Consider the following 25,419-nt stretch of genomic DNA (forward strand, 5'->3'; position numbering starts at 1 on the left):
CCCGGGTCTCAGGACCTCTTGACGCTCACCTCGACGAGCGAGTAGCCCCACTGGGTCGCCCGCCGCACCCCGTGGACCCGGACGTACCGCGCCGACTGCGAGGCGAACTCGGCCGTGTCGTAGCCGCCGTCACCCGCCTGGGTCGACCAGGCGGTCCGCCAGGTCGCGCCGTCGTCCGACAGCTCGATCCGGTACTCCCGCGCGTACGCCCGCTCCCAGTCGAGCGAGACCCGGCCGATCCGGTGCGCCGACCCGAGGTCCACCTGCCACCACTGGTCGTCCGACCACTCGCTGGCCCAGCGGGTGCTCGTGTCGCCGTCGGCGGCGCGGCCGGGCGCGAAGCTGACGAACGGGTTCCACCACTCCGACGTGCTGGCGCCGGTGGGCCGGCCCGCCGCGAGGTTCACCCCCGGCTCGTGGTCCTCGGTCCGCTTCCACGTGGTCAGATACGACTCGGCGCCCCGCGAGAGCTCGTCCACGACGCCCGGGCCGCCGGGGCTGAGCCGGATCTGCTCGACCCAGTCCGGCACGAGGCCGTTGTGCGCCGCGCCGTCGGTGTTCAGGTCCCAGGTCCGCTCGCCGGTGACCTGGCGGTCGAGCACCGAACCGCCGTCGAAGCTGCGGAAGGGGTACTTCACCGCGTTCGGCGCGTCGTTCCCGACCGGACCGGGCCAGCCGCCGACGCCGTTCATGTCGGTGCCGTAGCCGTAGCCCACCCCGTACTTCTTCCGCAGGGCCGCCTTCTGTGACGCCTCGCCGACGAAGCCCTCGGCGTTGTGCATGTACGAGGCGGCGAACCCGCCGAGACGGTACAGGCGCTCGGTCCAGTCCAGGTCCATCCAGCTGTGGCTGGACAGGACGCCGGGGTACTCCTCCGCCTCCAGGATGTCGAGCGCGCGGCCGGCGGCCTTGACGCTCATGTGGTCGAGCTCCAGCATCATCCCGCGGTCGATCATGCCCCGCAGCGCGTACTCGCCCAGCCTCGTGAGGCCGCGGGTGTTGCACGCGGCGTCGGAGGCGTACGAGGGCACCGTGACCCCCGGCGGCAGCTTCTCGGCCATCGCGGCGGGCGCGGCGGCGAGACCGATCGGGTTGTCGTGCTGCGGTCCCGCGCACTTCTCCGTGGTCCAGAAGGTGCCCGTGGACAGGAACTGGCCGATGTTGACCGCCACGCCCGTCGTGCCGCTGTCGAACCGCACGCCGCACAGGGCGTTGTCGAACTTGTGACAGAGGAACATGCTGCGCACGCCGAGCGCGTACAGCTCGTCGAGGCCCTTGTCGATGTCCGCCTGCCCGCACTGGGCGACGTCGAGGATCTGCTTGCAGCCGAAGGGCTCGGAGGTCTCCACGCCGAGGACGACCGCGAGCTTGCCCTGCTCGATCACCGAGCGGGCCTGGGCGGCGCTGGTGACGATCCGGAACCAGCCCTTCCCGGGGCCGCCGTACATCGCGTCGACGTAGTCCTGCATCTCGTACGTCTTGCGGGCCTCCAGCCGGATCGCCGTCATCTCGTCGCAGCTCCGGTCGCGGGGCAGCAGCGAGCAGATCAGCCCGTTGGTCACCAGGTCGTTGACGAGCACGCGCTGGCCGCCGCGCCAGGCGCGCTCGACCCAGGCGTAGTAGTTCTGCTGGTGGCTCAGGGAGTTGTTCGCCGGCCAGTCCTTGAACGTGGGCCAGCCGACCGGGTCGTGCTTGCCGTTGTCGCCGCCGGTGAGGTGCTCGAAGAGGGCGCCCGAACCGTCCGGGTAGTGCTCGGGACAGTCCTTCAGGGCGTCCGCGACGCCCGCGGACGAGAAGGGGCTGCCGCAGATCATCCGGCCCCCGAAGCCCTCGTTCGACATCAGGTGGTTGTGCGCGTCGACGAACCCGCGCACCTTGCCCTGGGCGTCCGTGCCCTTGAACGGGGCGCCCGTGACGTTGATCTGCGAGTCGGCCGCCGGTCGGGACGTGGGCTCCCACCACCCGCCGCCGGCGTCGGCGGCGGGGACCGGAGCGGAGCCGAGGAGCACGGCCGCCAGGGCGAGGAACAGCGCCAGGAGGGCGGATCTGCCGCCGGTCCCGCGCGAAAAGGGTCGAGTCATGATCAGCGATGCCTCCGGACGGTGGGGGAGTACCGGGCGCCCCGAGGATCGCGGTGCCGGAGGAGTGAGTCAAGAGTCCGGGTCAAATGACCTGTTGGCAATCGCGGAATCTCCTCTGACGCCTCAACCCTCAATCAACGTAACGAGTTGATCGGCCGTCAGATCCAGATGCCCCTCCGCCGCACGCGCGTCCCCGAGCACCAGGAACTGCAGCGTCAACCCGTCGATCGCCGCCGCCAGATAGCGGGCCAGCGCCTCCACCGGCACCCGGGGCTCCGTCCCCCGCCCCTCGGCAACCTGCCGGATCAACGCCTCCGCCGACGCCACGTACTGGTCGTACTGCGCCCGCGCCAGATGCTCGAACCCCGGCTCCCGCAGCGCGTACTGGGTCAGGTCGTACGTCAGCATGTGCTCACCCGGATGCGCCGTCACGTGGTCCCAGTACGTCTGCAGCGCACCCCGCACCGTCTCCCGCAGCGTGCTGCCCGGCACCACCGCCGACATCACCCGCGCCACGTAGTTCCCGGTGATCGTCTCGATCGCCGCCTCCAGCAGCGCCTGCTTGGACTCGAAGCAGTAGTGGAACACGCTCAGCGACACACCCGCCTCGGCACAGATCGACCGCGTCGTCGTCCGCGCCACCCCGTCCCTGGTCATCGCCCTGATCGCCGCCTCGACCAGCTGCCTGCGTCGTTCTGCCGACGGCATCCGCGCCATGGTTCCTCCTCGCGTCCGGCGCAAGGGTAACGGGCGGCCCTTCGCCCGGCGCCGCGCGTCCGGCACGTGATCCACGCCCGTGCGCGCCACCCCCTGCCGGCCCCGCCGTCGAGGGCGGGGCCGGCGGAAGGGGACGTCAGGGGGTGTAGGGCGCGTCGGTGTGGTGCAGTTCGGTGAGGGTGGGCTCGGTCACGCGGTAGACGGCCGTGCGGCGGAGCGTGACGACGGCGGCGGGGTCGGAGTCGCCGCGGGTGAGGTAGACGACGGTCGCCTGGCGGGGTGCGGGGGCCGAGGCGTCGATGGAGACGACGGGGGTGCGGTCGCCGAGGGAGGCCGCGGCCACGGGGACCGGGGTGCCGGAGTCGTTGCGCCAGGTGACGAGGCCCCAGAACTTGCCCGTGCCGCCGGTCGTGACCTTGACGGCGGCGACGGCGTCCTCGGCCGGATCGCCCGTCATGTCCCCGATGGCGCACTGCGGCTGGAGCTCGATCACGACGCCGTCCTCCTCCCACCGGCCGTCGGTGAAGGCGACGGTGCCCGTCGGGGCGTCGGGGAACCGGAAGGTCGACGTCTGCAGCTCCGCGTCGCGCAGCTGGTCGCAGGTGAGCGCGCCGGCGGACGTTCCCTTGCCGGGCTTCGTCGGCTTCTTCGACGTCGTCGGTGACGGCTTGGCCGATTCCTTGCCCCCGCCCTTGCCGGGCGACGTCGAGGCGGTGGACTTGCCGGGCTTGGGGTTCGCGCCCCCGCCGCTCCCGCCCGTGTCCTGGCACCCGACCGTCACCGACGCCAGCGCCAGGGCGGTGATCAGCCACGCACCCCGTGCCGGCCGGTTTCTCTTCCCGTTCACCGCAGGACCCCCTTGTGTCCGTTCTCGCCGTCCGTCCACCGTCCGGCACGGCCGAAGACGCGCCTCCGCACACCGCGGTTGCGGCCGGCCGAGGCAGGCGACGATGAGAATGCGCCACGCACCCACCCTGCTGCAAGGGGCGGACCGCTCTGCCGGCTCAGCCCCGTTCGCCGTCCAGGACCTCGCGGAGGGCGGCGACCGCGTGGGCGCGGTGGGTGTCGAGGTGGCGGACGACGGTGTCGGTGTCGCCGGCGCGGAGGGCGGAGAGGACGGCGCGGTGTTCGTGGACGGCCTGGGCGCGGTGGGGGCCGTCGGTGTAGTAGAGGGAGCGGTAGGCGTCGGTGGAGTCCCAGAGGGTGGTGACGAGCCGGACGAGGCGGGGGAGGGCGGAGGCGTCGAGCAGGGTGAAGTGGAAGCGCCGGTTGGCCTCGGCCATGGCCGGGACGTCGCCCGCGTCGGCGGCGCGCTCGACCTCCTCCTGGATGCGTTCGAGCGAGGCGAGGCCGGCGGCGGGCAGGAGCGGTACGGCGGCGCGGACGGCCTCGGTCTCCAGGAGCCGGCGGATGCGGTAGATCTCCTCCAGGTCGGCGAGCGAGAGCTCGGCGACGAAGTAGCCGCGGTGTATGTGGTGGACGACGAGGCCCTCGGCCTCCAGGGCCTTGAGGGCCTCGCGCAGGGGCACCCGGCTGACCTCGAAGCGGGCGGCGAGGGAGTCCTGGACGATCTGGTCGCCGGGCCTGAGCCCTCCGGTGGTGATGGCGCGCCGCAGTTCCTCCAGGACGAACTGCTGGGCGGTCTGCGGCCGCCGCTTCTGCACCGGGCTGCTCATCGCCTGGGACCTTCCGTTCCTTCGTGCCGCCGCCGGCGGGGCACGCCGCCGGTGGCGACCATCTTCCTACGGATCACGGCGTGGGGGCGGGCCGTCCCGGGCCGGCTGTCAGGTCGTCGGTGTGCTCGCCGAGGCGCGGGGGAGCGGAGCGGTACGACGGCGGGGTGGCGCCGAGCCGGATCGGGTGGGCGACCTGGCCGGGGCCGACGGCCTCCTCGGGCACCCGCGGGGCGAGTCCGAGGCGGTCGGCGAGGTCGAAGGCGGCGGCGAGGTCGTTGATGGGACCGCAGGGGACGCCGGCGGCGGTGAGCTCCTCGAACCAGGCGTCGGCGCCACGGGTGGCGAGCGGCGCGGCCAGGGCGGCGACGAGCTCCTCGCGGTGGGCGACCCGGGCCGTGTTGCCGGCGAACCGCGGGTCGTCGGCGAGCTCGGGCCGGCCGAGCCGGTCGCACAGGGCGCGGAACTGCCGGTCGGTGCCGACGGCGAGGACGAGCGGCCGGTCCTGGGCGTCGAAGACCTCGTACGGCGCGATGCTCGGGTGCCTGTTCCCCATCGCGCGGGGCACGACCCCCGCGGCGAGGTGGGCGGCCGCCTGGTTGGTCAGGGCGGAGAGGAGGGAGGAGAGCAGGGAGACCTCGACGCGCTGGCCCCGGCCGGTGCGGTCGCGGTGGCGCAGCGCGGCCAGGACGCCGAGGCCCGCGTGGAGTCCGGTGACGACGTCGACGAGGGCGACGCCCGCCTTGGTGCCCGGGCCGTCCGGTTCGCCGGTGACGCTCATGAGACCGCCCATCGCCTGGACGAGCAGGTCGTAGCCGGGGAGCCGGGCCCCTTCGGCGGTGCCGAACCCGGTCACCGAGCAGTAGACGAGCCCGGGGTTGGACCGGCGTACGTCCTCGTAGCCGAGGCCGAGCTTCTCCATGGTGCCGGGCCGGAAGTTCTCCACCAGGACGTCCGCGCGGTCCACGATGGCGCGGGCCTTCGCGAGGTCCTCGGGGTCGGTCAGGTCGAGGGCGACGGAGCGCTTGTTCCGGTTGACGCCGAGGAAGTACGTCGCCTCGCCGTCGGCGAACGGCGGCCCCCACGCGCGCGTGTCGTCGCCGGTGCCGGGCCGTTCGATCTTGACGACGTCCGCGCCCAGGTCGGCGAGGAGCATCGTCATGTACGGGCCGGCGAGCACCCGCCCGAAGTCGGCGACGACGATCCCGGACAGGGCGCCGCCCTCCGCGGTGCCCGGCTGGTCTGCGCGCATGCGGCGTTCCCTCGCTCTCCCTGGTGACGCCGTGTCGATCCGGCGGTCGGATCCCTCGGACCGTAGGGGGTGGGACGGCCGGTTTTCAATACTGGATCCAATATCCGATCGGGCGCTACGCTTCGCCTCGCCGAGTTGCCGCAGTCGCCAGGAGGCCGTCCGTGAAGTCGCCGTCCACCCCCGTCCACCCGCTGGATCTGCTCGCCGTCGACGGACTGCTGACGGACGAGGAGCGGGAGATCCGCCGCACCGTGCGCGCCGTCGCCGACCGCGAGCTGCGGCCGCACGTCGCCGGCTGGTTCGAGAAGGGCGAGATCCCCGCCCGCGAACTCGCCCGCACCCTGGGCGGCATCGGCGTCCTCGGCATGCACCTGGAGGGCTACGGCTGCGCGGGCACCAACTCCGTGGCGTACGGCCTCGCCTGCATGGAGCTGGAGGCCGTCGACTCCGGACTGCGCTCGCTCGTGTCGGTGCAGGGCTCCCTCGCCATGTACGCGATCTGGAAGCACGGTTCGGAGGAGCAGAAGCAGCGGTGGCTGCCGAAGATGGCGGCCGGCGAGTACATCGGCTGCTTCGGGCTCACCGAACCCGACGCCGGCTCGGACCCGGGCGCGATGCGGACCAACGCCAAGCGGGACGGCTCCGACTGGGTCCTCAACGGCACCAAGATGTGGATCACCAACGGGTCCGTGGCCGACGTCGCCGTCGTCTGGGCCCGGACCGAGGAGGGCGTCCGCGGCTTCCTCGTCCCGGCCGGCACCCCCGGCTTCAGCGCCCCCGAGATCAGGATGAAGCTGTCGCTGCGGGCCAGCGTCACCAGCGAACTGGTGATGGAGGACGTGCGCCTGCCGGCGGACGCGATGCTCCCCGGGGCCCGCGGTCTCTCCGGCCCGCTCGGCTGCCTCAACGAGGCCCGCTTCGGCATCGTGTTCGGCGCGCTCGGCGCCGCGCGCGACTGCCTGGAGACGGCGGTCTCCTACGCCCGCGACCGGGTCGTCTTCGCCCGCTCCCTCGCCTCGTACCAGCTGACGCAGCAGAAGCTCGCCGACATGTCCGTCGAACTCGGCAAGGGCATGCTGCTCGCCCTCCACCTCGGCCGCCTGAAGGACGCCGGCGCGCTCACGGCCGAACAGGTCAGCGTCGGCAAGCTCAACAACGTGCGGGAGGCGATCGCGATCGCCCGCGAGTGCCGCACGATCCTGGGCGCCAACGGCATCACGCTGGAGTACCCGGTGCTGCGCCACGCCAACAACCTGGAGTCGGTGCTCACCTACGAGGGCACGAGCGAGGTCCACTCCCTGGTCATCGGCAAGGCGCTCACCGGCGAGCAGGCCTTCCGCTGACCCGCGGGCGACCCGCTCCGGCCGGGTGGCGACGGCGCGCGGTCAGCCTGCGGTCACCCGGTCGAGGAAGGCGTCGAGATGGCGCGTCGTGCGGGCGATCTGCTCGTCGAGGGTGAGCGACTCCTCGTGGCGGCGGCCGCGCAGCCTGGGTTGCCGCTTGCCCCGGATGTACAGGGAGCAGGCCAGGTCGGCACAGAGGTAGATGCCCACCGTGTTCCCCTCGCGGCCCCGCGGTCCCGCCAGCGGCGCCACGAGGAGCGTCACGCCCGAGGAGGCGTGGCCGGTGAGGCAGACCTGGCACATGCTCGACTTCACGGCGCTGGTCCGGCCGGCGGCCGGGACCCGCAGCGTGACGCCGAGCGGGCCCTCGGCGCGGGGGACCACCAGGTGCGCGCGGAGCGGGGCGCCCGGATCGACCCAGCCGAGGAAGTCCAGGTCCTCCCAGGGGAGTTCGGCGAAGTCGAGCGGCAGCTTGAGACGGGCCGCCTCGCCCTTGGTGCAGTTCACGAAGGACGAGCGGATCTGTTTGTCGGTGAGTGGTTCCACTCGGTGGACCGTACACGGACCACCGTCCGGGGGCACCCTGATTTCCGGGCGGTACGGAGGCGCCGGCACCGCCCGGCGCCGGACGCGGGCCACCCGGCCGGACGCCCGGACCCGGGCCGTCCGGCACGGCCGCGCTCAGGCCACCCAGTCCGGCAGGGCCGGGTCGGCGAACCGCCCCGGTGCCCCGTCGAGCGCCGCCGCCAGCCGCTCGGCCGCCGGCTCGTACACGTCCTCCGGCAGGGTGTACGGGATGCGCAGCCGGTGCTCGTGCGTCCCGGGATCCACCCCGAACCGGGCGCCGCCCTCCACGCGCACGCCGTGCCGCAGGGCGCGCGACGCGAGGGCGGAGGCCACCGGGCGGCCCAGGTCGATCCACAGGCACATCCCGCCGGGCGGCACCGTCCAGCGCCACTCGGGCACGTGCCGGGCGAGCGCCTCGGTCAGGGCGGTGCGCCGCCGCCGCAGTTCCTCGACGCGCCGGGGGAGGATCTCGCCGAGCCGGTCCATGAGGGCGACGGCCACCAGCTGGTCCAGGACGGAGCCGGACAGGTCGGCGGTGATCCGCACCCGGGCCAGCTCGGTCACGACCCGCGCCGAGGCCCGCACCCAGCCGACGCGCAGCCCGCCCCAGCAGCTCTTGCTGAGCGAACCGACGGTGACGATCTGCTCGGCGTCCCCCGTGCCCGCCGTCGACGCGAACGGCGCCGGGGCGGGGACGTCCAGCGCCATGTCGGTGAGCGTCTCGTCCACCACGAGCCAGGTCCCGGTGGCGCGCGCGGCCCGGGCCACCTCCCGGCGCTGCTCCTGGGGCATGAGGCGGCCGGTCGGGTTGTGGAAGTCCGGGATCAGATAGGCCAGCCGCGGCGCGGTCTGCCGGAGCGCCGCGTCGACGAGCCCGGTGTCCCAGCCGCTCTCGGTCACCGGCACGGGCGTCACCCGCAGCATCCGGTTGCGCATGGCGTCCAGGGCGTTGGTGTACGACGGGTTCTCCGCGAGGACCCGGTCACCGGCCCGGCCCAGCAGCGTGAGCACCAGCGACAGCGCCTGCTGCGCCCCGGTGGTGACGAGGATCTGCTCGGGGCGGGTCGGCAGGCCCCGGGCCGTGTAGCGGTCGGCGACGGCGGCGCGGAGCACGGGCAGCCCGTACGGGTGGTAGCCCTGCGCTCCGGTGTAGCGGGGCAGTTCGGCGGCGGCGGCCGCCAGCGCGGCGGACAGCTCCCGCTCGGGGGCCTGCGGCGCGGCGAGGGCCAGGTCGATGGTGGCGCCGGTCTCGTCGTGGAACGCGCCCAGTGCGGTCGGAGCCTGCCCGTCGGGCAGCGCGGTCCAGGTGCCCGCGCCCCGGCGGCTGTGCGCGTATCCGCTCTCCCGGAGCAGGTCGTACGCCCCGGTCACGGTGGTCCGGCTGACCTCCAGCACCGCCGCGAGTTCCCGTTCGGCCGGCAGGCGCAGGCGCAGCGCCACCCGGCCGTCGAGCAGCGCCTCGCGGACGGCCCGCGCCAGCTCGCGGTAGCCGAAGCGGCCCTCGGGGGGCGGGGTGAGGAGCGACGCCAGCTGGCGGCCTGTCAGGGTCCGGTCCGCTGTGTGGACCACGCGTGCCACTGCCATGCCAATCACTCCTCATTGGCTCTGCTGTCCGGGCCAATAAGACTACAGACTCCTGCTCAGTGGCCTGGTGGCCATCGTCCACGAAGGACCCGAGGGGAAGGAGACGACCGATGTCCGGAACGTTCACCGACCGTGACGAGCGGATGTGGCAGCTGCGAGCGGAGGAGCGGGCGGCGCGGCCCCTGCCGGCCGGTGCGTGGCTCCGGGGGCTGCGGACGGCCGTCGGCCGGTTCTTCGGGGGGCGCCCGTCCGGCGGGCACCGGCCCGCCCCGACCGTCGTCAGGGCCGCCTGCGAACAGACGTGACCCGCCTCGCCGGGCGCTGAGGCGCGTGTCGGGCGCCGGAGCGCCCGTACCCCCGCTCCGGCGGAGACCGGAGCGGGGGTACGGAGCGGGGCAGGGGCTGCGCGTCAGGCGACGGGCGCCGCGCCCGCGAGAGGCCAGGAGCCGGCCGCGGCCGGCGGCGACACCGCGGAGGAGGACGCCGCCGACGAGGACGACTGGTCCGTCCCCGTGTCGGCCGACTGGCTCGTGGTGTCCGTCGCGGGCCCGGAGGCGGGACTCGACGAGTCGTCCGACGGCGGGGGCGAGTCGGTCGAGGGCGTCGTGTCCGACGGGGGTGGCGAGGTGGACGTCGACTCGGACGGGGTGAGCGTCGAGGGGCAGGGTGACGGCGTGACCCCGTTGCTGGGCGTGGGCGTCTCCGTGCCCGTGACCGTCACGCAGGGCACCGGCGAGGACGGGGAGTCCGAGGGCGAGGAACTGGACGTCGAGGGCGAGGTCGACGGGGAGACCGTCTGCGGCGGCGGAGGCGGCGGCGTGGGCTTGTCGTGCTTGCCCGTGTCGCCGTGCTGCCGGGCGAACCAGCCGTCGTCGTCGTACACGATGAAGACGTTCACGACCGTGACCGACGGCGCCACCACGACGACCTGGGACGCGTTGTACCCCGGCCACGGCGTGCCCGTCGTCTTCGGCGACTTCTGCGCCACCGGATCCGTCAGCGGATTGCCGCAGGCGCAGCGCACCCGGGGCACCCCGCGGCCGTCGACCATCACGGCCGTCCCGGCCTGGAGCACCGACTGGTACGAGGTGGCGGAGCCGTCGCGGAAGCCGTGGTTCGTGACCCGGGTGTCGACCCGCAGCTGGAGCGGCGTCAGGGAGCGCAGATAGGCGGGCACCTCGTCCGCGGAGACGCCCGCGACCGAGGCGAAGGCCGCGTTCTTCGCGGGCTGTTCGGAGAGGTAGCGCACCTGCTGCTCCACGTTGCAGCTCGCCACCGACTGCGTGCCTCCGTAGAGGCCGGGGGTGGACCCCTTGACCTCGGGGGTGGTGGACGCGGTGCGCGGCGGCAGGGAGGCCGGCGAGGGGGTGCTGTCGCCGGTGGTGGCCGTCGAGCGGGTGAAGGGGTCGGGGCCGGACGCCGCGGCGTTCTGGAGGAAGACCTCCCCGCCGCCCGATCCGCCGGCGGTGCTGTCGTCGCCGGGGCGGTTGGTGAGGACGACGGCCAGGGCGGCGGCCGCGACGAGGATCGCGGTGATCGAGGCGACCTTCGGGACGGAACGCCACCAGGGGCCCTTGCCGCCGTCCGGCCGGGGGCCGCCGCTCCCGCCGCCACCGCCCGGACCACCACCGCCCGGACCGCCGCCGGGGCCTCCGCCCGAGCCGCCACCGCCGCCCGAGCTGCCGCCCGAGCCGCCGCCCGAGCCGCCGTGCGGCGGGCCGGACGGCGGCGGGGGGCCGCCGCCGGTCCCGGGGCGTGTGCTCGGGCCCGAGAGGGGGCCGGAGGGGGGACCTGTGGGGGGGACCGACGGAGGGCCGGACGGCGGGTGGGAAGTCACTTTTTTCCCTTTCTTCCGTTCCGGCCCCATTGTGTGCGCCGACCCCGGGCCCCCCGCAAGCGGAGGCGTCACTCCGCGCGAGAGCCGCCGGTCCGGGGCCCGGCGGCGCGGGCCGGGCGGCCGGCCCCGGTCCGCACCCGGCCCGCGCCGTCCGCAAGCGGGCCGCCGTCACCGGTACTAGCGTGGTCAGGGTGAGCAGCAGGCTCCCCACCTCCGCGCGGCCCGCCGAGTCCACCGGCCCTGCCGCCCGCATCGTCCTCCAGACCCTGGCCGCCGTGGTCGCCGGGTACGCGGCCATGGCCGTCACCGCCGGACTCGGCCTCTGGGCCGCCGGCGCCGCGGACCTCCCGGGCGGCTTCACCGCCGTCCTCGCCGCCGTCGTCGTGATGGCCGCCGGCGGCACGGTCGAACTCTCCGGTGACGCCGGATCCCTGGCCGGCACCCAGGCCGACCTGACCGCCATGCCCCTCACCGTCACCCTGGTGGGCGCACTGGTCACCGGCTTCTGCTTCCTGCGCCCGCTGCGCCACCACGCCGTGGCCGCCCCGCGCGAACTCCTGCTCCGCGCGGCGAGCGTCGTCGTGCTCTGGCTGGTCGGCCTCGCCGGCCTCTCGGCCCTCGCGCGGCACGACTTCCCGATCACGCTCGGTGGCGGCGGCGACGAGGAGAGCTCCCTCACCGACCTCTTCGGCGAACTGCTCGACGCGGTCGACCCCACCGTCGGCTTCCGCACCGACGTCGGCCCCACCCTCTTCTACGGCCTGCTGTGGATCCTCGGCGTGCTGATCGTCGCGCTGCTCGTCTCCCGCAGGACGCCGCTGCCGCCCCGGTTCGTCCGCTTCCACGAGCCCGTCCGCCCCGCCGCGTTCGCGATGCTCGTCCTGCTCCTCGCGTACGTGGTGATCGGCCTGGTCGTCGGTGTGGTCGTCGCCGCGACCCGGGGCCACGCGACCGAGACCCTCGCCGTGCTCCTCCTCGGCCTGCCCAACGTCTCCTGGCTCGCGCTCGGCGTCGGCATCGGCGGCTCGTGGCAGGGCAGGGTGGAAGGCCCCTTCGGGCTGCCCATGCCCCAGGTCCTCGACGCCGTGCTGCGCAGCGGCGGCGACGGCTCCGACCTCTCGACCGTCGACCTGTCCTCGCTCGCCGAGCAGGACGCGCGCGCGTGGTGGCTGCTGCCCATCGCCGCCGTCGTGCTGCTCGCCGTCGCCTTCCTCGCCGCCGTCCGCTCACCGGCCCGCATCCGGCTCTGGCAGCACTCCCTGCACCTGGGGATCGCCTTCGCCCTGGCCATGCTGGTCGTCACCCCCCTCACCCTCGTGGAGGCCCGCTTCGGCCTCTCGATCCTGGGGATCGGCGAACTGGACTCGCTCGGCGGGGAAGTGGTGCTGCGCCCCGACATCTGGAAGACCGTCGGCCTCGCGCTGCTGTGGGGCCTGGTCTTCGGCTTCCTCGGCGGCCTCCTCGCCGGCCGCGTCCGCCGGAAGGGCGAGGTCGAGACCGCACCGCGGCCCCCGGCCTGACCCGCCCCGCCCCCCGGGGACGCCCGGGGGACAGCGCCGTCCGCCCGCGCCCGCGCGCGACGTCCGTACGCCCCAGGGCCCCGTGCCCGGCGATCCGGCCGGACGGCCCCGTGCCCGGCCCTCCGGCCGGACGACGTCCGGCCGTACGGCTCACAGCTCCCGGAACACCGGCCGCGCCCACGGGGGCGGGTCCCGCGGCGGACCGAGCGCCTGCGGGCCCTGGGACACCACCGGACCCGTCCCGCCCGTGGTGAGGGCGGCCCGCAGCGCGGCGACGAACTCCAGACAGGTCCCGTACCGCTCCTCGGGGGTCTTCGCCAGGGCCTTCGCGAAGACCGCGTCGGCCGCCTCCGGCAGCCCCGGGCGCACCTCGGACAGCGGCGGCGGAGGATCGTACTGCTGGGCCCAGAGCACGGCCCAGTCGGTGTCGCGGCGGAAGGGCGGCGCCCCGGCGACGGTCTCGAACACCACGCACGCCAGGCCGTACACGTCGCAGCGGCCGTCCACCGGCTTGCCGGAGATCTGCTCCGGCGCGACGTAGTCCAGGGTGCCGACGAACTCGCCCACCGTCGTGAACCCCGTCAGCGACAGCGACTTCTTCGTCAGGCCGAAGTCGGTCAGGTACACGTGCTCGGGGTGGTCGCCGTCCGTGCCCTCGGCGATCAGGATGTTGCCGGGCTTCACGTCCCGGTGGACGAGGTCGTGCGCGTGCGCCGCGTCGAGGGCGGACGCGACCTGTACGGCGATCCGGCACGCCTTCACCGGCGGCAGGGGCCCCTCGCGGTCGAGCAGCGCCACCAGGTCCTGCCCCGCCACGTACCGCATCGCGATGTAGAGCACGCCCTCCGTCTCGCCGGCCTCGAAGACCGGCACGATGTGCGGGTGGTCGATGGACGCGGCCACCCGCGACTCGTGGGCGAACCTCTTGCGGAAGGTGTCGTTGCGGGCCAGCTCGGGGGCGAGCAGCTTCAGCGCCACCGTCCGGTCGAGCCGCAGGTCCCGCGCCCGGTACACGACGGCCATCCCGCCGCGCCCGATCTCGCCCTCCACGCGGTAGCCCGCGATCTCCTTGCCGAGGAGGCCCGAGGGCCGCCCCGCCGGCAGGTCGGCGTCGCCCGTCATCGGTCCTCGTCCTCCGCCGCCGGGGGCCGGACCACCCGTGTCGGCGTCGGCGCGGGCGGCGATCCGGCCGCGTCACCGGTTTCCACCCGGGGCACCACCTGGGTGGGCGGAGGTCCGGCGGCCTCCGCGGCGTCGATCTGGGGCACCACCTGCGTGGGCGGCGGCCCCGCGGCCCCGGCCGGGTCGACGGGCGGCACCACCCGGGTCGGCGTCGGCCCGGCGGCGTCGGCCGCGTCCGCCTGCGGCACCACCTGCGTCGGTTCGTACGCGGCGGGCCGCGCTCCGGCGTCGGCGTCGGCCCGCTCCGGCGCGTGCCCGGGCCGTGCCTCCGCGCCGTCGTCGGGGGCCGCGCCCGCGGGCTCCCCGGCCGCCGCCGGCGAGTCGTCCGCGGCGGGTTCCGGGGCCGCGCGGGGGAGCGGGGAGACCGGCGAGGCGACCGAGGGCGCGGACGAGGCGGCGTACGTGGCGAGGCCGAGCCCGTCGCAGTACACCCAGCGCTCGTGCTCCGCGTCGTACAGCCACACCGACTCGCCGTCCACGACCATGCCCACGCGCAGGCCGCGCGTGCGCCGCCGGAAGCCCTCGCCGTCGAGGCGCCCCGCGCCCAGTTCCCCGGCGGCCCGCCGGTAGCGGCCGAGCGCGTCCTCGGCGCGCGCGATCAGCGGCCGCGGGTCGGCGGTCCGGGTCAGCGGCCGTCCCGCCGCCGGGGGGTCGTCGGGCACGGTGACCAGCAGCCGGGCGTCGACCCACGCCGTCCAGCCGTTGGAGCACAGCACCCGCCCCCAGTCGCCGGTCCGCTCCTCCAGCCGCACCGGCAGGAAGGCGTCCAGGGGCGACGTGGGCAGCCCCGGGTCCGGCGCCTCCCAGGCGGCGAGCCCGTCGCGCGGCACGACGTGGGTGGGCCGGAAGTCCGGCACGTACTCCGACAGGGGGAAGTTCACGGACCCTCCAGCGCTACGGGACGGTGCACGGGCCCTCTCCCGCCGCGGGACGCCCACCGGTCCTCGTCGGCCGCGGCACGGACCGCGGCCCTCACCTCCACGGTGACGCCCCCGGCCTACTTCCGCATGACGACCGGCTCGTGGCGGCGCAGCAGCCGGGCCACGACGAACCCGAGGGCGAGGCAGAGCACCACCAGCATGCCCATGTCGAAGAGCCACGCCTCCGCCGTGTGGTGCATCAGCGGGTCGTCGGTCTTGTCGCTCGGCGCGACCTTCCCGATGTCGATCGTCGCCCCCATGGCGGCGAACGCCCACCGTGAGGGCACCAGCCAGGCCAGCTGCTCCAGGACGGGCGTGCCCCGGACGGTCAGGAGGGCGCCGCAGAACACCACCTGCACGATCGCGAGGAGGACGAGCAGCGGCATCGTCACCTCCTCCTTGCGGACGATCGCCGACACGAGCAGGCCGAGCATCATCGCGGTGAAGGCGAGCAGCGCCACCGCGAGCGTGATCTCGACCAGCGGCGGCATCAGGACGCCCTTGCCGCCGGGGACGTTCAGCGGGACGCCCACGAGGGCCACCAGGGTCAGGACGACGGCCTGCACGACGGTGATCACGCCGAGGACGACGATCTTCGAGGCGAGGTACGCGGAGCGGGACAGCCCGACGGCTCTCTCGCGCCGGTAGATCGAGCGCTCCTTGACCAGTTCGCGCACGGCGTTCGCCGCGCCCGTCAGGACCGCCCCGACACAGAGGATCAGGAAGACGTTGAGCGTGGACTCGGGGTTCAGGCTGCCCTCGGACAGGGCGCGGGCCATCGCGCCCATCACGAACGGCAGCGCGACCATGATCGCGATGAAGGTGCGGTCGGCGGAGAGCGCCGTCGCGTACCGCCGGACGAGCGTCCGCAGCTGCGAGCCCCAGCTCTGCGCCTTGGGCGGCGGACCGGGCTCGGCGGCGTGCGGGGGCTCCCCGGTGCCGGGTTCCGCGGCCGGGGCGGCGGCCGCGACCGGCACGGGGGCGTTCGCGCCGGCGGTCGCGTCCGTGATGTACCGGCGCTGGAAGCGGGACGACCGGTACTGGCCGGCCCAGTCGCGGTCCTTGTCGTTCTCGAACGCCTCGAACGCCTCCGGCCACTGCTCGAACCCGAAGAAGCCCAGGGTGTCCCCCGGAGGCCCGTAGTAGGCCACCCGGCCGCCCGGCGCCAGCACGAGCAGCCGGTCGCAGACGTCCAGGCTGAGCACGCTGTGGGTGACCACGACGACCGTCCGCCCGTCGTCGGCGAGGCCGCGCAGCATGTGCATCACGGAGCGGTCCATGCCCGGGTCGAGACCGGAGGTCGGTTCGTCGAGGAAGAGCAGCGACGGCTTGGTGAGCAGTTCGAGCGCCACGCTCACCCGCTTGCGCTGACCGCCCGACAGGCTGTGGATCGGCTGCTCCGCGCGCTCGACCAGACCGAGCTCACGGATCACCTCGTCCACCCGTGCCCGCCGCTCGGCCGCCACCGTGTCCTCGGGGAAGCGCAGCTCGGCGGCGTACCCGAGGGCCCGGCGGACGGTGAGCTGGAGGTGCAGGATGTCGTCCTGCGGGACGAGCCCGATGCGCTGCCGCAGCTCGGCGTAGTCCCGGTACAGGTCACGGCCGTCGTAGAGCACCGTGCCGCGGTCGGCCGGCCGCTGGCCGGTGAGGGCGCCCAGGAGCGTCGACTTCCCGGCCCCGGACGGTCCGACCACCGCGAGCAGGCACTTCTCGCCCACGGGGAACGACACCTCGTCGAGCAGCGTGCGGCGCCCGTGGTCCACGGTCACCGCCAGCGACCGGACGTCCAGCGACACCTCGCCGGTGTCCGTGAACTCGACCAGCTGGCCGCCGATCAGGCAGAACGCGCACCGGCCGACGCCCACGATGTCGTCGGGCGTCACCCGCGCCTCCTGGACCCGCCGGCCGTTGAGGAACGTGCCGTTGTGGCTGCCCAGGTCGTGGATCCAGTACGTGCCGTCGGGGCGCGCCCGCAGTTCCGCGTGGCGCCGCGACACCACCAGGTCCGCGACGACGACGTCGTTGTCCGGCGCCCTGCCGATCCGGATGCTGTGCGTCGGCAGCGGCCGCACGGACGTCGGCTGCCGGAACGTGCCGGTGGCGGCGGGGTGCGAGACCGAGGGCGGCCGCGGCGGGCCTCCCGCCGGGGGGACGGGAAGGGGGGTGGGGGCGGGCGCGGGTTCCCCGACGGGTTTCGGCCCGGGGTCCGCCTCCGGCGCGGGTCTGCGCGGCGGGGCCTCGGGGGCGGGTGCCTCGGCGGCGGGCGCCCCGGCCATCGGAGGCGCGGGCGCCGGCATCTCGGCCACCGGTGCGGTGGACTCCACCGGCACCGGCCCGGGTGCCGCGGGCTCGGGCCCGCCGGGTGCGGGCGCCTCGGCCGCGGGCGGCGGCGTCGGTTCCGCGAGGGGCGGGAGCGGCGCGGAGACGACCGGGTCCGGCGGGGGAGCCGGGTCCGGCGGGGGCGCCGGTGGGGGCGGGGCGGCCGCGGGGGCGGGCGCCGGTGGCGGCGGGGCGGCCGGGGCACCGGACGAGAGCACCGCGCGCGGGCCCTCGTCGGGATGCCCGAACCGCACGACCGTGCCGGGGCCGACCTCCTGGGGCAGGAGCACCCGCAGGCCGTCCGCGTAGGTGCCGTTGGTGCTGTCCTCGTCCGCCAGGGTCCAGTGGCCCCCCGCGGCGCGCAGCACCGCGTGGTGCCAGGACGACCGGGCGTCCGAGAGCACGACGTCGCTGGTGGGGTCGCGCCCGATGCGATAGACGCGCCTCGGATCCATGCGCGTCGCGTCCCCGTCGATCTCGAGGACCAGATCGGGCGCCGCGGGCGCGACGGGCCGGTCTCCCATGCGTGAATTTTATCCGCCGCTGCTGATCCCCGCCCGGGATGGAGCCGCCGGTAGGGTGGGCGTCCGCCGCGGGACGCGGCCCCGACGAAGGAGGAACCACCCGTGCCGAAAGGTGTCACCAGGCGGCGGCCCCGTACCCGCGCGGCACTGCTGAAGGCCGCCCTGGAGACCTTCGCCGAGCACGGCTTCCACGCCACCACGATCGAGCAGATCTGCGAGCGCGCCGGCTACACCCGGGGCGCCTACTACTCGAACTTCGCGAGCAAGGAAGAGCTCTTCCTCGCCCTCTTCGACGAGCACAGCGACCGGACCGTCGCCCGGCTCGCCGACTCGATCGACGCGCTGACGGCGGAGGAGTACACGCTGGAGCGGCTCGCGGAGCTCGCCGCCCGCGTCGAACCCGACGAGCGGGACTGGTACCTCGTCACCACCGAGTTCACCCTGCACGCCATCCGCGACCCGCAGGCCGCCTGGGTGCTGGCCCGTCACGACGAGCGGCTGCGGGCCGAGATCGCCCGCGGACTCACCCTGGTCCTGCGCCGGGCGGGACGCGAACTGACCGTGGAGGCCGACCGGTTCGCGCGTCTGCTCATCGCCCTGCGCGAGGGCGGTCTCGCGCAGAGCTACGTGGAGCCGGCCGCCCTGCCGCCCGGCAGCCTGGAGCGTCAGTTCCTCGTCCCGCTCCTGGCCGCCGCGACCCGGGAGATCCCCGGGCCTGAGGGTCAGTCGAAGAGGTCGGGGTCGGACGCGGTGATCTGATCCCACAGGGGGCGCGCCTGGAACCAGCCGGCCAGGTGCCCGCCGACCTGGCTCCGGGTGAGGAGGGCGGTCTCCCGGTCGATGAGCTGCGGGGTCCCCGCCGCCATCGCCAGCAGCTGCGCCTGGCAGGAGCGCTCCATGGTGACGAACCACCAGACGGCCTCCGCGACCGAGTGGCCCACGGTGAGCAGCCCGTGGTTCTTGAGGATGACCGCCTTGTGGTCGCCGAGCGCCTTGGCGACCCGCTCGCCCTCCTCGGTCTCGTTCACGACGCCCCGGTAGTCGTCGTAGACGCCGTGGTCCTCGAAGAAGGCGCAGGCGTCCTGGGTCAGGGGGTCGAGCGGGATGCCGAGGCTGGAGAACGCCTTGCCGTGCAGGGAGTGCGAGTGCGCGGCGGCGACGGCGTCGGGGCGGGCGGCGTGGACCCGGGAGTGGATGACGAACGCGGCCCGGTTCACGGGCCTGCGGCCCTCCAGGACGGTTCCCTCGTGGTCGACCAGGATCAGGTCGGACGCCTTGATCTGACCGAAGCTCATCCCGAACGGGTTGACCCAGAAGGCGTTCGGGTCGCCCGGGTCGCGGACGGTGATGTGCCCGGCGACCCCCTCGGAGAAGCCGAACCTGCCGAAGATGCGGAAGCCCGCGGCGAGTTGCTCCTTGCGGTACCGCCGTTCCTCCTCGACCGTCTCGAAGGTCGGCGGCAGTGGCAGGACGACGCCTTCGGGCAGCGGTCCTACGGCGGCGGCGAGCGCGGGCGGCACGGTGCTCATGGCGGCTCCTCGTCGAGCGGGCGGGGCGGGGCGGGCGTGATCGGGCGCGGTCAGGCACGGTCGGGCGCTATTAGGCACGACTGGGCGCGCCAAAAGATACAGAGATGCATCCGTTGCGACAACGGCCCCGGAGCGAGGGGGATCTCACGCCTCCGGGGCACCGCGCCGGGCCAGGCGGTGACCTGCCTTCCTGGCGTCCTGCGGGTCGTACCGCCCCGAACCCGCCGCGTCCTGCGCGATCTGATCCCGGCGCCGAGCCGGCCGCCGACGGCGATCCGTGTGCCCGGGCCGACGTCCTCCCGGCCCCGGAACCCCGGCCGCCGGGCGCAGCCGCACGGAGCCGAAGCGGGTGGCGGCCCGTAGGAGCGGTGGCGGAAGCCGAGGGCGCCGCGGTGTGCCGGGAGGGTGGGGCTTGCGGCGTGGGGTTTTCGGTGGCTACGGTCACCGGGAGACGAGAAAGCGCTTACTCCCACCACGGGGGCGCCTTCTCCCGCGCCGAGCCCTGCCGCCGCACCCCCGGAGCCCGAACGTGCCCACCGCCGACGTCCTCGTCTACACCCGCACCACCGGCTACCGCCACGACTCCATCCCCGACGCCGCCACCGCGCTCACGGAGCTGGCGACCGGACTCGGACGGACGGCCGAGGTGACCGAGGACCCGGGCGCCTTCACCCCCGAGGGGCTCGCCGGCCGCGCCGCCGTCGTCCTCCTGTCCACCACCGGGAACGTCCTGACGCCCGCGGGCCGTGACGCCTTCGAGGCGTACCTCCGTGGCGGGGGCGCGCTCCTCGCCGTCCACGCGGCCGCCAACGCCGAGCCGGACTGGCCCTTCTACGGGACGCTCCTCGGCACCCGCTTCGACGGCCACCCGGAGATCCAGCCCGGCACCGTGGTCGTCGACGACCACGACCACCCGGCCACGGCGCCGCTCCCGGACCGCTGGGACCTCACGGACGAGTGGTACAACTTCACCTCCGACCCCCGCGCCGACCGCGGCCCCGGCGTGCGCGTCCGCGTCCTCGCCCGCGCCGACGAGACCACCTACCGCGGCGGCACCCACGGCGCCGACCACCCGCTCGTCTGGTGCGGTTCCGTCGACCGCGGACGCGTCTTCTTCACCGCGCTCGGGCACGCCCCGGAGGCGTACCGCGAACCCCTCTTCCGCGCCCACCTCGCGGGCGCGCTGGCGTGGCTGACGGAATGACCTCCAGGGCCGCGCGGCGCCGGGCCCCCCGACGGGCGGCCCCGCGGCGGGGCGGCCCCGACGGCGCCGGGCATGATCACGTCCCCGGCGGGAAGGCGTGCCGCGCCGGACGCCGACGGGGGCGCCCGGCGCCGTCCGGGACGCACCGCGTCGGCGGCTTCGCACGGCTCCCGGAGTCACCCCGGCGCCCCGCCCCTGTTGGCGCGGGGCCGCGCATGGCGGATGGTTGCAGAGGGGGCCGAAGGCAGGAGGAGGCACGTCATGGGAATCGCCACCGTGAACCCGGCGACCGGTGAGACGCTGCGGACCTACGAGGCCCACGGGCCCGAAGAGGTCGAGCGGCGCGTCGCCGCCGCGCACGAGGCGTACCGCCAGTACCGCACGACGTCCTTCGCCGAACGCGCCCGGCTGATGCGGGCGGCCGCCGCGCTCCTCGACGAGGACACCGAGGACATCGCCCGCACGATGACCGTGGAGATGGGCAAGCCGATCGCCGCCTCGCGCGCGGAGGCCGGCAAGTGCGCCAAGACGATGCGCTGGTACGCGGCCCACGCCGAACAGCTGCTCGCCGACGAACACCCGGCCGAGAGCGACGTCCAGGACTCCGGCGCCGACCTCGCCCGCGTCCACTACCGCCCCCTCGGCCCGATCCTGGCCGTCATGCCGTGGAACTTCCCGCTCTGGCAGGTGATTCGCTTCGCGGCGCCCGCCCTCATGGCGGGCAACACCGGCCTGCTCAAGCACGCGTCCAACGTGCCGAGGACCGCGCTCTACCTCGGTGACCTGTTCCGCCGGGCGGGCTTCCCCGAGGGCTGCTTCCAGTCCCTCCTCATCGGCTCCCGCGACGTCGAGGGCGTCCTGCGGGACCCGCGGGTCGTCGCGGCCACCCTCACGGGCAGCGAGCCGGCCGGCCGGGCCGTGGCGTCCGTGGCGGGCGACGAGGTCAAGAAGACCGTCCTGGAGCTCGGCGGCAGCGACCCGTTCATCGTGATGCCCTCCGCCGACATCGTCCGCGCCGTGAAGACGGCCGTCACCGCGCGCGTGCAGAACAACGGCCAGTCCTGCATCGCCGCCAAGCGGTTCATCGTCCACCAGGACGTCTACGACGACTTCTCCGAGCGCTTCACCGCCGCCATGAACGCCCTCACCGTCGGCGACCCCCTCGACGAGTCCACCGACGTGGGCCCCCTCGCCACCGCACAGGGCAGGACCGACCTGGAGGAGCTCGTCGACGACGCCGTGCGCCGGGGCGCCACCGCCCTGTGCGGCGGCCGGCGCCCGGAGGAGCCGGAGCTGCGGCAGGGCTGGTACTACCGTCCCACCGTCCTCACCGGGATCACCCCGGACATGCGCATCCACCAGGAGGAGGCGTTCGGTCCGGTCGCCACGGTCTATCCGGTCAGCGACATCGACGAGGCCGTGGCCGTCGCCAACGACTCGCCGTTCGGCCTGAGCTCCAACGTGTGGACCCGCTCCCCGGACGAGGTGGCCCTCTTCGTCCGTGACCTGGAGGCGGGCGGCGTGTTCGTCAACGGCATGACCGCCTCGCACCCGGCGCTCCCCTTCGGCGGCGTCAAGCGCTCCGGGTACGGGCGCGAGCTCTCCGGCCACGGCATCCGCGAGTTCTGCAACGCCACGACGGTCTGGCAGCGCGCCTGACCGTCCGGCAGCGCGCCTGGCCACAGGGGGAGCCGGGCCGCCGCCGGCCGGCCACGGCCCTCAGGCGCCCGTCCACTCCAGCAGCCGGTCCGCCGGCCAGGTGTTGATCACCCGCTCCCGCGGCACCCCGCACTCCTCGGCCCGCGCGCAGCCCAGGATCTGCCACTCCAGCTGGCCGGGCGCGTGGGCGTCGGTGTTTACGGCGAAGGACACCCCGGCGTCCACCGCGAGCCGCAGCAGCCGGCGCGGCGGATCGAGCCGCTCCGGGCGGCTGTTGATCTCCACGGCCGTCCCCGACTCGGCACACGCGGCGAAGACCCGCTCGGCGTCGAACTCCGACTCGGGGCGCAGCCGCCCGCCCGCCACGAGCCGCCCCGTGCAGTGCCCGAGCACGTCCATGTGGGGATCGCGTACCGCCCGCTCCAGCCGTCGGGTCATCGCGCGCGCGTCCATCCGGAGCTTGGAGTGGACCGAGCCGACCACCAGGTCGAGCCGCGCCAGCAGCTCCGGTTCCTGGTCCAGCGAACCGTCGTCGAGGATGTCGCACTCGATCCCCGTCAGCAGCCGGAAGGGCGCCCACTCCTCGTTGAGCCGCGCCACCACGTCCAGCTGCTCCCGCAGCCGCTCCGGCGAGAGGCCGCGCGCCACCGTCAGCCGGGGCGAGTGGTCCGTGAGGACGGCCCACTCGTGGCCCAGCCCCGCGGCCGCACGGCCCATGTCCTCGATCGTGGCGCCCCCGTCGGACCAGTCCGAGTGGAGGTGGCAGTCGCCGCGCAGCGCCGCCCGCAGCGCCTCGCCGCCGCTCGCGGGACCGGCCGCCCTCAGGGAGTCCTCCAGCTCCGCCTCCAGCCGCGCCAGGTACGCGGGCACACGGCCGTCGAGCGCCTCGCGGACCACGGCCGCGGTCTTGGGCCCCAGTCCCTTGAGCGACTCCAGGGTGCCCGCGGCGGCGCGCCGCTCCGTCTCGCCCTCCGGCAGGGCCGCGAGCGCGGCGGCGGCCGTGCGGAACGCCTTCGCCCGGTACCCCGACGCCTGGGCGCGCTCCAGCAGGAACGCGATCCGGTTCAGCGCGGCCACGGGGTCCATGACGGCCCTCCTCAGGCGCCCGTCGTGGCGGCGGCGTCGGCCGGCACCGCCTCCGGACCGATCTCGCACCAGACGGCCTTGCCCTCGCCGCGCGGTTCGACGCCCCAGCGAGAGGCCAGCGCGTCGAGCAGGAGCAGCCCGCGCCCCGACGTCGCCGCCTCGCCGGGGGTGCGCCGCCGGGGCCAGGCGCTCGACCGGTCCTGCACCGAGAGCCTCACCCGCCGCACGGGCTCCGGGAGCACCTCCAGCGTCAGGACCGCGCCGCCCTCGGTGTGCAGCAGCACGTTGACGAGGAGTTCGCCGGTCAGCAGCTCGGCGTCGTCGGAGAGCTCCGGCATGCCCCAGTCCCGGAGCGCCTGCCCCACGGCCGCCCGCGCGTCCGAGAGCCCCTGCGGGTCGGCCTGGTGGATGTACTGGTGGATGCGCGGTGCCCGGGGCGTGCCCGGGTCCGGGCTGCGCCGCAGGACCAGGAGTGCCACGTCGTCCCCGGAGCCCCATCGCTCCCACAGCCGCTCCGAGAGGTGGTCGGCGAGCGCCTCCGCCTGCGGCGGGCCGCTGCTGATCGCCTCGGAGAGCGCGTCGAGACCCGATTCGATGTCCGAGTCCGGCTGCTCGACGAGTCCGTCCGTGCAGAGCACCAGGGTCTCCCCGGGCACGAGGTCGAGCCGCGTCTCGGGGAACTCCTCGTCTCCGAAGACGGTCGCCAGCCCCAGCGGCAGGCCGCCGCGCAGCTTGGGCCGCCCGACCCGGCCGTCGGTGTGCCGGATCATCGGGCCCAGGTGCCCGGCCCGTACGGCCCGCAGCGTGCCGCTGCCCAGGTCCACCTGGGCGTACGTGCACGTGGCGAACCGGTTGGTGTCGAGGTCGGCGAGAAACCGGGAGGCCCGGGCGAGCACCGTCGACGGCGCGTGCCCCTCGCCGGCGTACGCGCGCAGGGCGATCCTCAGCTGCCCCATGATGGCCGCGGCGTGCGTGTCGTGGCCCTGGACGTCGCCCACCACGATCCCCACCCGGCCCCGCGGCAGCGCGATCACGTCGTACCAGTCGCCGCCGACCTGCCGCCCGCTCCAGGCGGCGTGGTAGCGCACGGCGATCTCGCCGCCGGTGATCTCCGGGATCCGGCGCGGCAGCATCGTCGCCTGGAGCCCGGTGGCGAGCTCCCGCTCCTCGTCGAAGAGGATCGCCCGCTGGAGCGACTGGGCGACGATCGCCGCGAGACCGAGCGCGAGGTTGCGCTCGTCGGGGTTGAACGCGGTGCGGCCCCGGTAGAACAGCGCCATCCCGCCGAGGGAGCGCGCCTGCGCCACCAGCGGCAGGTAGCAGGCGGCCTGGAACCGCAGCCGCTCCACGTAGGGGGCGAGCTCCGGGAAGTCGCGGCCGATCGACGGGAACGAGGAGACGAAGCGGGGCCGACCGCTCAGCACCGCCTCGGCCAGCGGGAGCCCCCGGTCGAGCCGGCGGGTGCGGAAGTCGTTCAGGGAGTCGAGCGATTCGCCGCTGAGCGCGATGACGTTGAGCGAGCCGTTCTCGACGAGGCCCAGCGCCAGCCCGTCCGCGCCGAGCCGGGCGAGCCCGCCGGGACCGGTCAGGGCGGCCGTGACGTCGTCCACGGTGACCGCCCGTGACAGCGCGTTCGTCGTCCGCTCGACGATGCTCGTCTGCCGCTCGCGCCGCCGCTCCAGCTCCTGGATGAAGGCGAAGTGGGTGACCTCCGCGGTGGTGTCCCGCACGACGCCCACGATCCGCCGGGCCCGCCCGCCGGGGGCGCGCATGATCCGTGCCTGCACGTGCGTCCAGTGGGGTGAACCGTCGTCCTGCGGGATCGGGAAGTGCGCGGTGTACGAGACGGAGCCGCTCTTCACGGCCTCGCGTACGACCCCCTCCAGCTTCACCCGCTCCTCGGGGGCGAGCCGCGTCACCAGGGTCACCGGGCGGCCGTCGTAGGCGGCCCGGGTCAGCCCGAAGACCGACAGCCCGGTGTCGTCGACATCGATGGTGCCCGTGTCGAGATCCCAGTCGAAGCTGCCGGTCCGATTCATGGCGAGCCACTCGGCGGGCCCGATCTCGCCGTTGCGCGCATGCCGGTCGTCATCGGTCATCACCCCCATTGTCGAACCCGCACCCCGCCGACGCCATGGCGGTGACACGGTGTGGCGCGAGTTCGCCGCGTCCGGCGGGACGGAAGGGACGGAGGGTGCCGACGGGGCTCAGGGGACCTCGGGCGCTCCGGAAGGCAGCCGGGATGCGACCGGGAGACGACGGGAGACGCCGGGGGACGCCGGGGGACGCCGGGGGACACGGGCCGTACGACGGACGCGGCCGGGCGGGTCGGTGCGGAAAGGCCGGCCGGGTCGGTGGCCGGTGCGCCGTGGCAGGCCGGCGGTGGGCGGTGGGCCGATGGCGGTGGTGGGCGGAGGGCGGA

At 74.8% G+C, this 25,419-nt stretch carries 20 protein-coding genes; 6 read left to right on the plus strand and 14 right to left on the minus strand.

All coding sequences use genetic code 11. The features are described 5' to 3' along the window. Positions 1–8: 8 nt before the first annotated feature. From ACZ60W_RS06080 to ACZ60W_RS06100, 5 genes are all read right to left on the minus strand, one after another. Positions 9–2,081 (minus strand): galactose-binding domain-containing protein, encoded by a 2,073-nt coding sequence (locus tag ACZ60W_RS06080; protein ID WP_469754158.1) that lies wholly within the window; start codon positions 2,079–2,081, stop codon positions 9–11. A 123-nt stretch (positions 2,082–2,204) separates the two neighbouring features. Then, positions 2,205–2,798: a TetR/AcrR family transcriptional regulator gene (locus tag ACZ60W_RS06085; RefSeq protein WP_469754159.1), complete on the minus strand. Its 594-nt coding sequence runs from the start codon at positions 2,796–2,798 to the stop codon at positions 2,205–2,207. Positions 2,799–2,934: 136 nt separating this feature from the next. After that, positions 2,935–3,645 (minus strand): hypothetical protein, encoded by a 711-nt coding sequence (locus tag ACZ60W_RS06090; RefSeq protein WP_469754160.1) that lies wholly within the window; start codon positions 3,643–3,645, stop codon positions 2,935–2,937. Positions 3,646–3,802: 157 nt separating this feature from the next. Then, a complete protein-coding gene (locus tag ACZ60W_RS06095) occupies positions 3,803–4,474 on the minus strand; it encodes a GntR family transcriptional regulator (protein WP_469754161.1) in 672 nt (223 codons plus the stop codon). Positions 4,475–4,547: 73 nt separating this feature from the next. Next, complete coding sequence (locus ACZ60W_RS06100; protein ID WP_469754162.1) at positions 4,548–5,723, minus strand: CaiB/BaiF CoA transferase family protein; 1,176 nt, start codon at positions 5,721–5,723, stop codon at positions 4,548–4,550. 161 nt (positions 5,724–5,884) lie between these two features. Between ACZ60W_RS06100 and ACZ60W_RS06105 the strand changes: the two genes are divergently transcribed. Continuing rightward, positions 5,885–7,066 (plus strand): acyl-CoA dehydrogenase family protein, encoded by a 1,182-nt coding sequence (locus ACZ60W_RS06105; RefSeq protein WP_469754163.1) that lies wholly within the window; start codon positions 5,885–5,887, stop codon positions 7,064–7,066. Between the two features lie 42 nt (positions 7,067–7,108). Here ACZ60W_RS06105 and ACZ60W_RS06110 read toward each other — a convergent pair whose 3' ends face one another. Together ACZ60W_RS06110 and yczR are read right to left on the minus strand one after the other, a co-directional pair. Beyond that, entirely contained in the window at positions 7,109–7,612 is a 504-nt protein-coding gene (locus ACZ60W_RS06110) for an FBP domain-containing protein (protein WP_469754164.1), read from the minus strand. 135 nt (positions 7,613–7,747) lie between these two features. Then, positions 7,748–9,217, minus strand: coding sequence for a MocR-like transcription factor YczR (yczR, locus tag ACZ60W_RS06115; RefSeq protein ID WP_469754165.1), 1,470 nt, complete (start codon positions 9,215–9,217; stop codon positions 7,748–7,750). 110 nt (positions 9,218–9,327) lie between these two features. Here yczR and ACZ60W_RS06120 point away from each other — a divergent pair, with 110 nt between their 5' ends. After that, positions 9,328–9,522, plus strand: a complete 195-nt coding sequence (locus tag ACZ60W_RS06120) for a hypothetical protein (protein ID WP_469754166.1) — start codon at positions 9,328–9,330, stop codon at positions 9,520–9,522. Between the two features lie 104 nt (positions 9,523–9,626). Here ACZ60W_RS06120 and ACZ60W_RS06125 read toward each other — a convergent pair whose 3' ends face one another. Beyond that, positions 9,627–11,054: a DUF6777 domain-containing protein gene (locus tag ACZ60W_RS06125; protein WP_469754167.1), complete on the minus strand. Its 1,428-nt coding sequence runs from the start codon at positions 11,052–11,054 to the stop codon at positions 9,627–9,629. Positions 11,055–11,236: 182 nt separating this feature from the next. On the opposite strand from ACZ60W_RS06125, the gene ACZ60W_RS06130 reads away from it, so the two are divergent. Next, positions 11,237–12,574, plus strand: a complete 1,338-nt coding sequence (locus ACZ60W_RS06130; RefSeq protein ID WP_469754168.1) for a streptophobe family protein — start codon at positions 11,237–11,239, stop codon at positions 12,572–12,574. A gap of 150 nt (positions 12,575–12,724) precedes the next feature. On the opposite strand, the gene ACZ60W_RS06135 is transcribed toward ACZ60W_RS06130, so the two are convergent. The 3 genes from ACZ60W_RS06135 to ACZ60W_RS06145 all read right to left on the minus strand — a co-directional run bounded on the left by ACZ60W_RS06135 (position 12,725) and on the right by ACZ60W_RS06145 (position 17,519). After that, complete coding sequence (locus tag ACZ60W_RS06135; RefSeq protein WP_469754169.1) at positions 12,725–13,696, minus strand: serine/threonine-protein kinase; 972 nt, start codon at positions 13,694–13,696, stop codon at positions 12,725–12,727. After that, complete coding sequence (locus tag ACZ60W_RS06140; protein WP_469754170.1) at positions 13,693–14,637, minus strand: hypothetical protein; 945 nt, start codon at positions 14,635–14,637, stop codon at positions 13,693–13,695. Before ACZ60W_RS06140 ends, ACZ60W_RS06135 begins: the two co-directional genes overlap by 4 nt. Before the next feature lie 116 nt (positions 14,638–14,753). Then, complete coding sequence (locus ACZ60W_RS06145) at positions 14,754–17,519, minus strand: FHA domain-containing protein (RefSeq protein WP_469754171.1); 2,766 nt, start codon at positions 17,517–17,519, stop codon at positions 14,754–14,756. 102 nt (positions 17,520–17,621) lie between these two features. Here ACZ60W_RS06145 and ACZ60W_RS06150 point away from each other — a divergent pair, with 102 nt between their 5' ends. Next, complete coding sequence (locus ACZ60W_RS06150) at positions 17,622–18,278, plus strand: TetR/AcrR family transcriptional regulator (RefSeq protein WP_469754172.1); 657 nt, start codon at positions 17,622–17,624, stop codon at positions 18,276–18,278. On the opposite strand, the gene ACZ60W_RS06155 is transcribed toward ACZ60W_RS06150, so the two are convergent. Continuing rightward, complete coding sequence (locus ACZ60W_RS06155) at positions 18,242–19,048, minus strand: class II aldolase/adducin family protein (protein ID WP_469754173.1); 807 nt, start codon at positions 19,046–19,048, stop codon at positions 18,242–18,244. The two genes, ACZ60W_RS06150 and ACZ60W_RS06155, sit on opposite strands and share 37 nt — an antisense overlap. Positions 19,049–19,577: 529 nt before the next feature. Between ACZ60W_RS06155 and ACZ60W_RS06160 the strand changes: the two genes are divergently transcribed. Together ACZ60W_RS06160 and ACZ60W_RS06165 are read left to right on the plus strand one after the other, a co-directional pair. Next, the gene (locus ACZ60W_RS06160) at positions 19,578–20,252 is read left to right on the plus strand and encodes a ThuA domain-containing protein (RefSeq protein ID WP_469754174.1); all 675 of its coding nucleotides are present in this window, start codon (positions 19,578–19,580) and stop codon (positions 20,250–20,252) included. A 261-nt stretch (positions 20,253–20,513) separates the two neighbouring features. Continuing rightward, a complete protein-coding gene (locus ACZ60W_RS06165; protein WP_469754175.1) occupies positions 20,514–21,911 on the plus strand; it encodes an NADP-dependent succinic semialdehyde dehydrogenase in 1,398 nt (465 codons plus the stop codon). 60 nt (positions 21,912–21,971) lie between these two features. Here ACZ60W_RS06165 and ACZ60W_RS06170 read toward each other — a convergent pair whose 3' ends face one another. Further along, entirely contained in the window at positions 21,972–22,997 is a 1,026-nt protein-coding gene (locus ACZ60W_RS06170) for a PHP domain-containing protein (RefSeq protein WP_469754176.1), read from the minus strand. Between the two features lie 11 nt (positions 22,998–23,008). Further along, a complete protein-coding gene (locus ACZ60W_RS06175) occupies positions 23,009–25,096 on the minus strand; it encodes a SpoIIE family protein phosphatase (RefSeq protein WP_469754177.1) in 2,088 nt (695 codons plus the stop codon). Positions 25,097–25,419: the final 323 nt, after the last annotated feature.

Source organism: Streptomyces sp. NPDC104202, assembly GCF_055584185.1.

Coding starts and splice junctions, on each gene's coding strand:
- ACZ60W_RS06095 (WP_469754161.1), bottom strand. CDS start 4,474: ATGAGCAGCCCGGTGCAGAAGCGGCGGCCGCAGACCGCCCAGCAGTTC.
- ACZ60W_RS06155 (WP_469754173.1), bottom strand. CDS start 19,048: ATGAGCACCGTGCCGCCCGCGCTCGCCGCCGCCGTAGGACCGCTGCCC.
- ACZ60W_RS06085 (WP_469754159.1), bottom strand. CDS start 2,798: ATGGCGCGGATGCCGTCGGCAGAACGACGCAGGCAGCTGGTCGAGGCG.
- ACZ60W_RS06100 (WP_469754162.1), bottom strand. CDS start 5,723: ATGCGCGCAGACCAGCCGGGCACCGCGGAGGGCGGCGCCCTGTCCGGG.
- ACZ60W_RS06135 (WP_469754169.1), bottom strand. CDS start 13,696: ATGACGGGCGACGCCGACCTGCCGGCGGGGCGGCCCTCGGGCCTCCTC.
- ACZ60W_RS06120 (WP_469754166.1), top strand. CDS start 9,328: ATGTCCGGAACGTTCACCGACCGTGACGAGCGGATGTGGCAGCTGCGA.
- ACZ60W_RS06145 (WP_469754171.1), bottom strand. CDS start 17,519: ATGGGAGACCGGCCCGTCGCGCCCGCGGCGCCCGATCTGGTCCTCGAG.
- yczR (WP_469754165.1), bottom strand. CDS start 9,217: ATGGCAGTGGCACGCGTGGTCCACACAGCGGACCGGACCCTGACAGGC.
- ACZ60W_RS06175 (WP_469754177.1), bottom strand. CDS start 25,096: ATGACCGATGACGACCGGCATGCGCGCAACGGCGAGATCGGGCCCGCC.
- ACZ60W_RS06165 (WP_469754175.1), top strand. CDS start 20,514: ATGGGAATCGCCACCGTGAACCCGGCGACCGGTGAGACGCTGCGGACC.
- ACZ60W_RS06170 (WP_469754176.1), bottom strand. CDS start 22,997: ATGGACCCCGTGGCCGCGCTGAACCGGATCGCGTTCCTGCTGGAGCGC.
- ACZ60W_RS06080 (WP_469754158.1), bottom strand. CDS start 2,081: ATGACTCGACCCTTTTCGCGCGGGACCGGCGGCAGATCCGCCCTCCTG.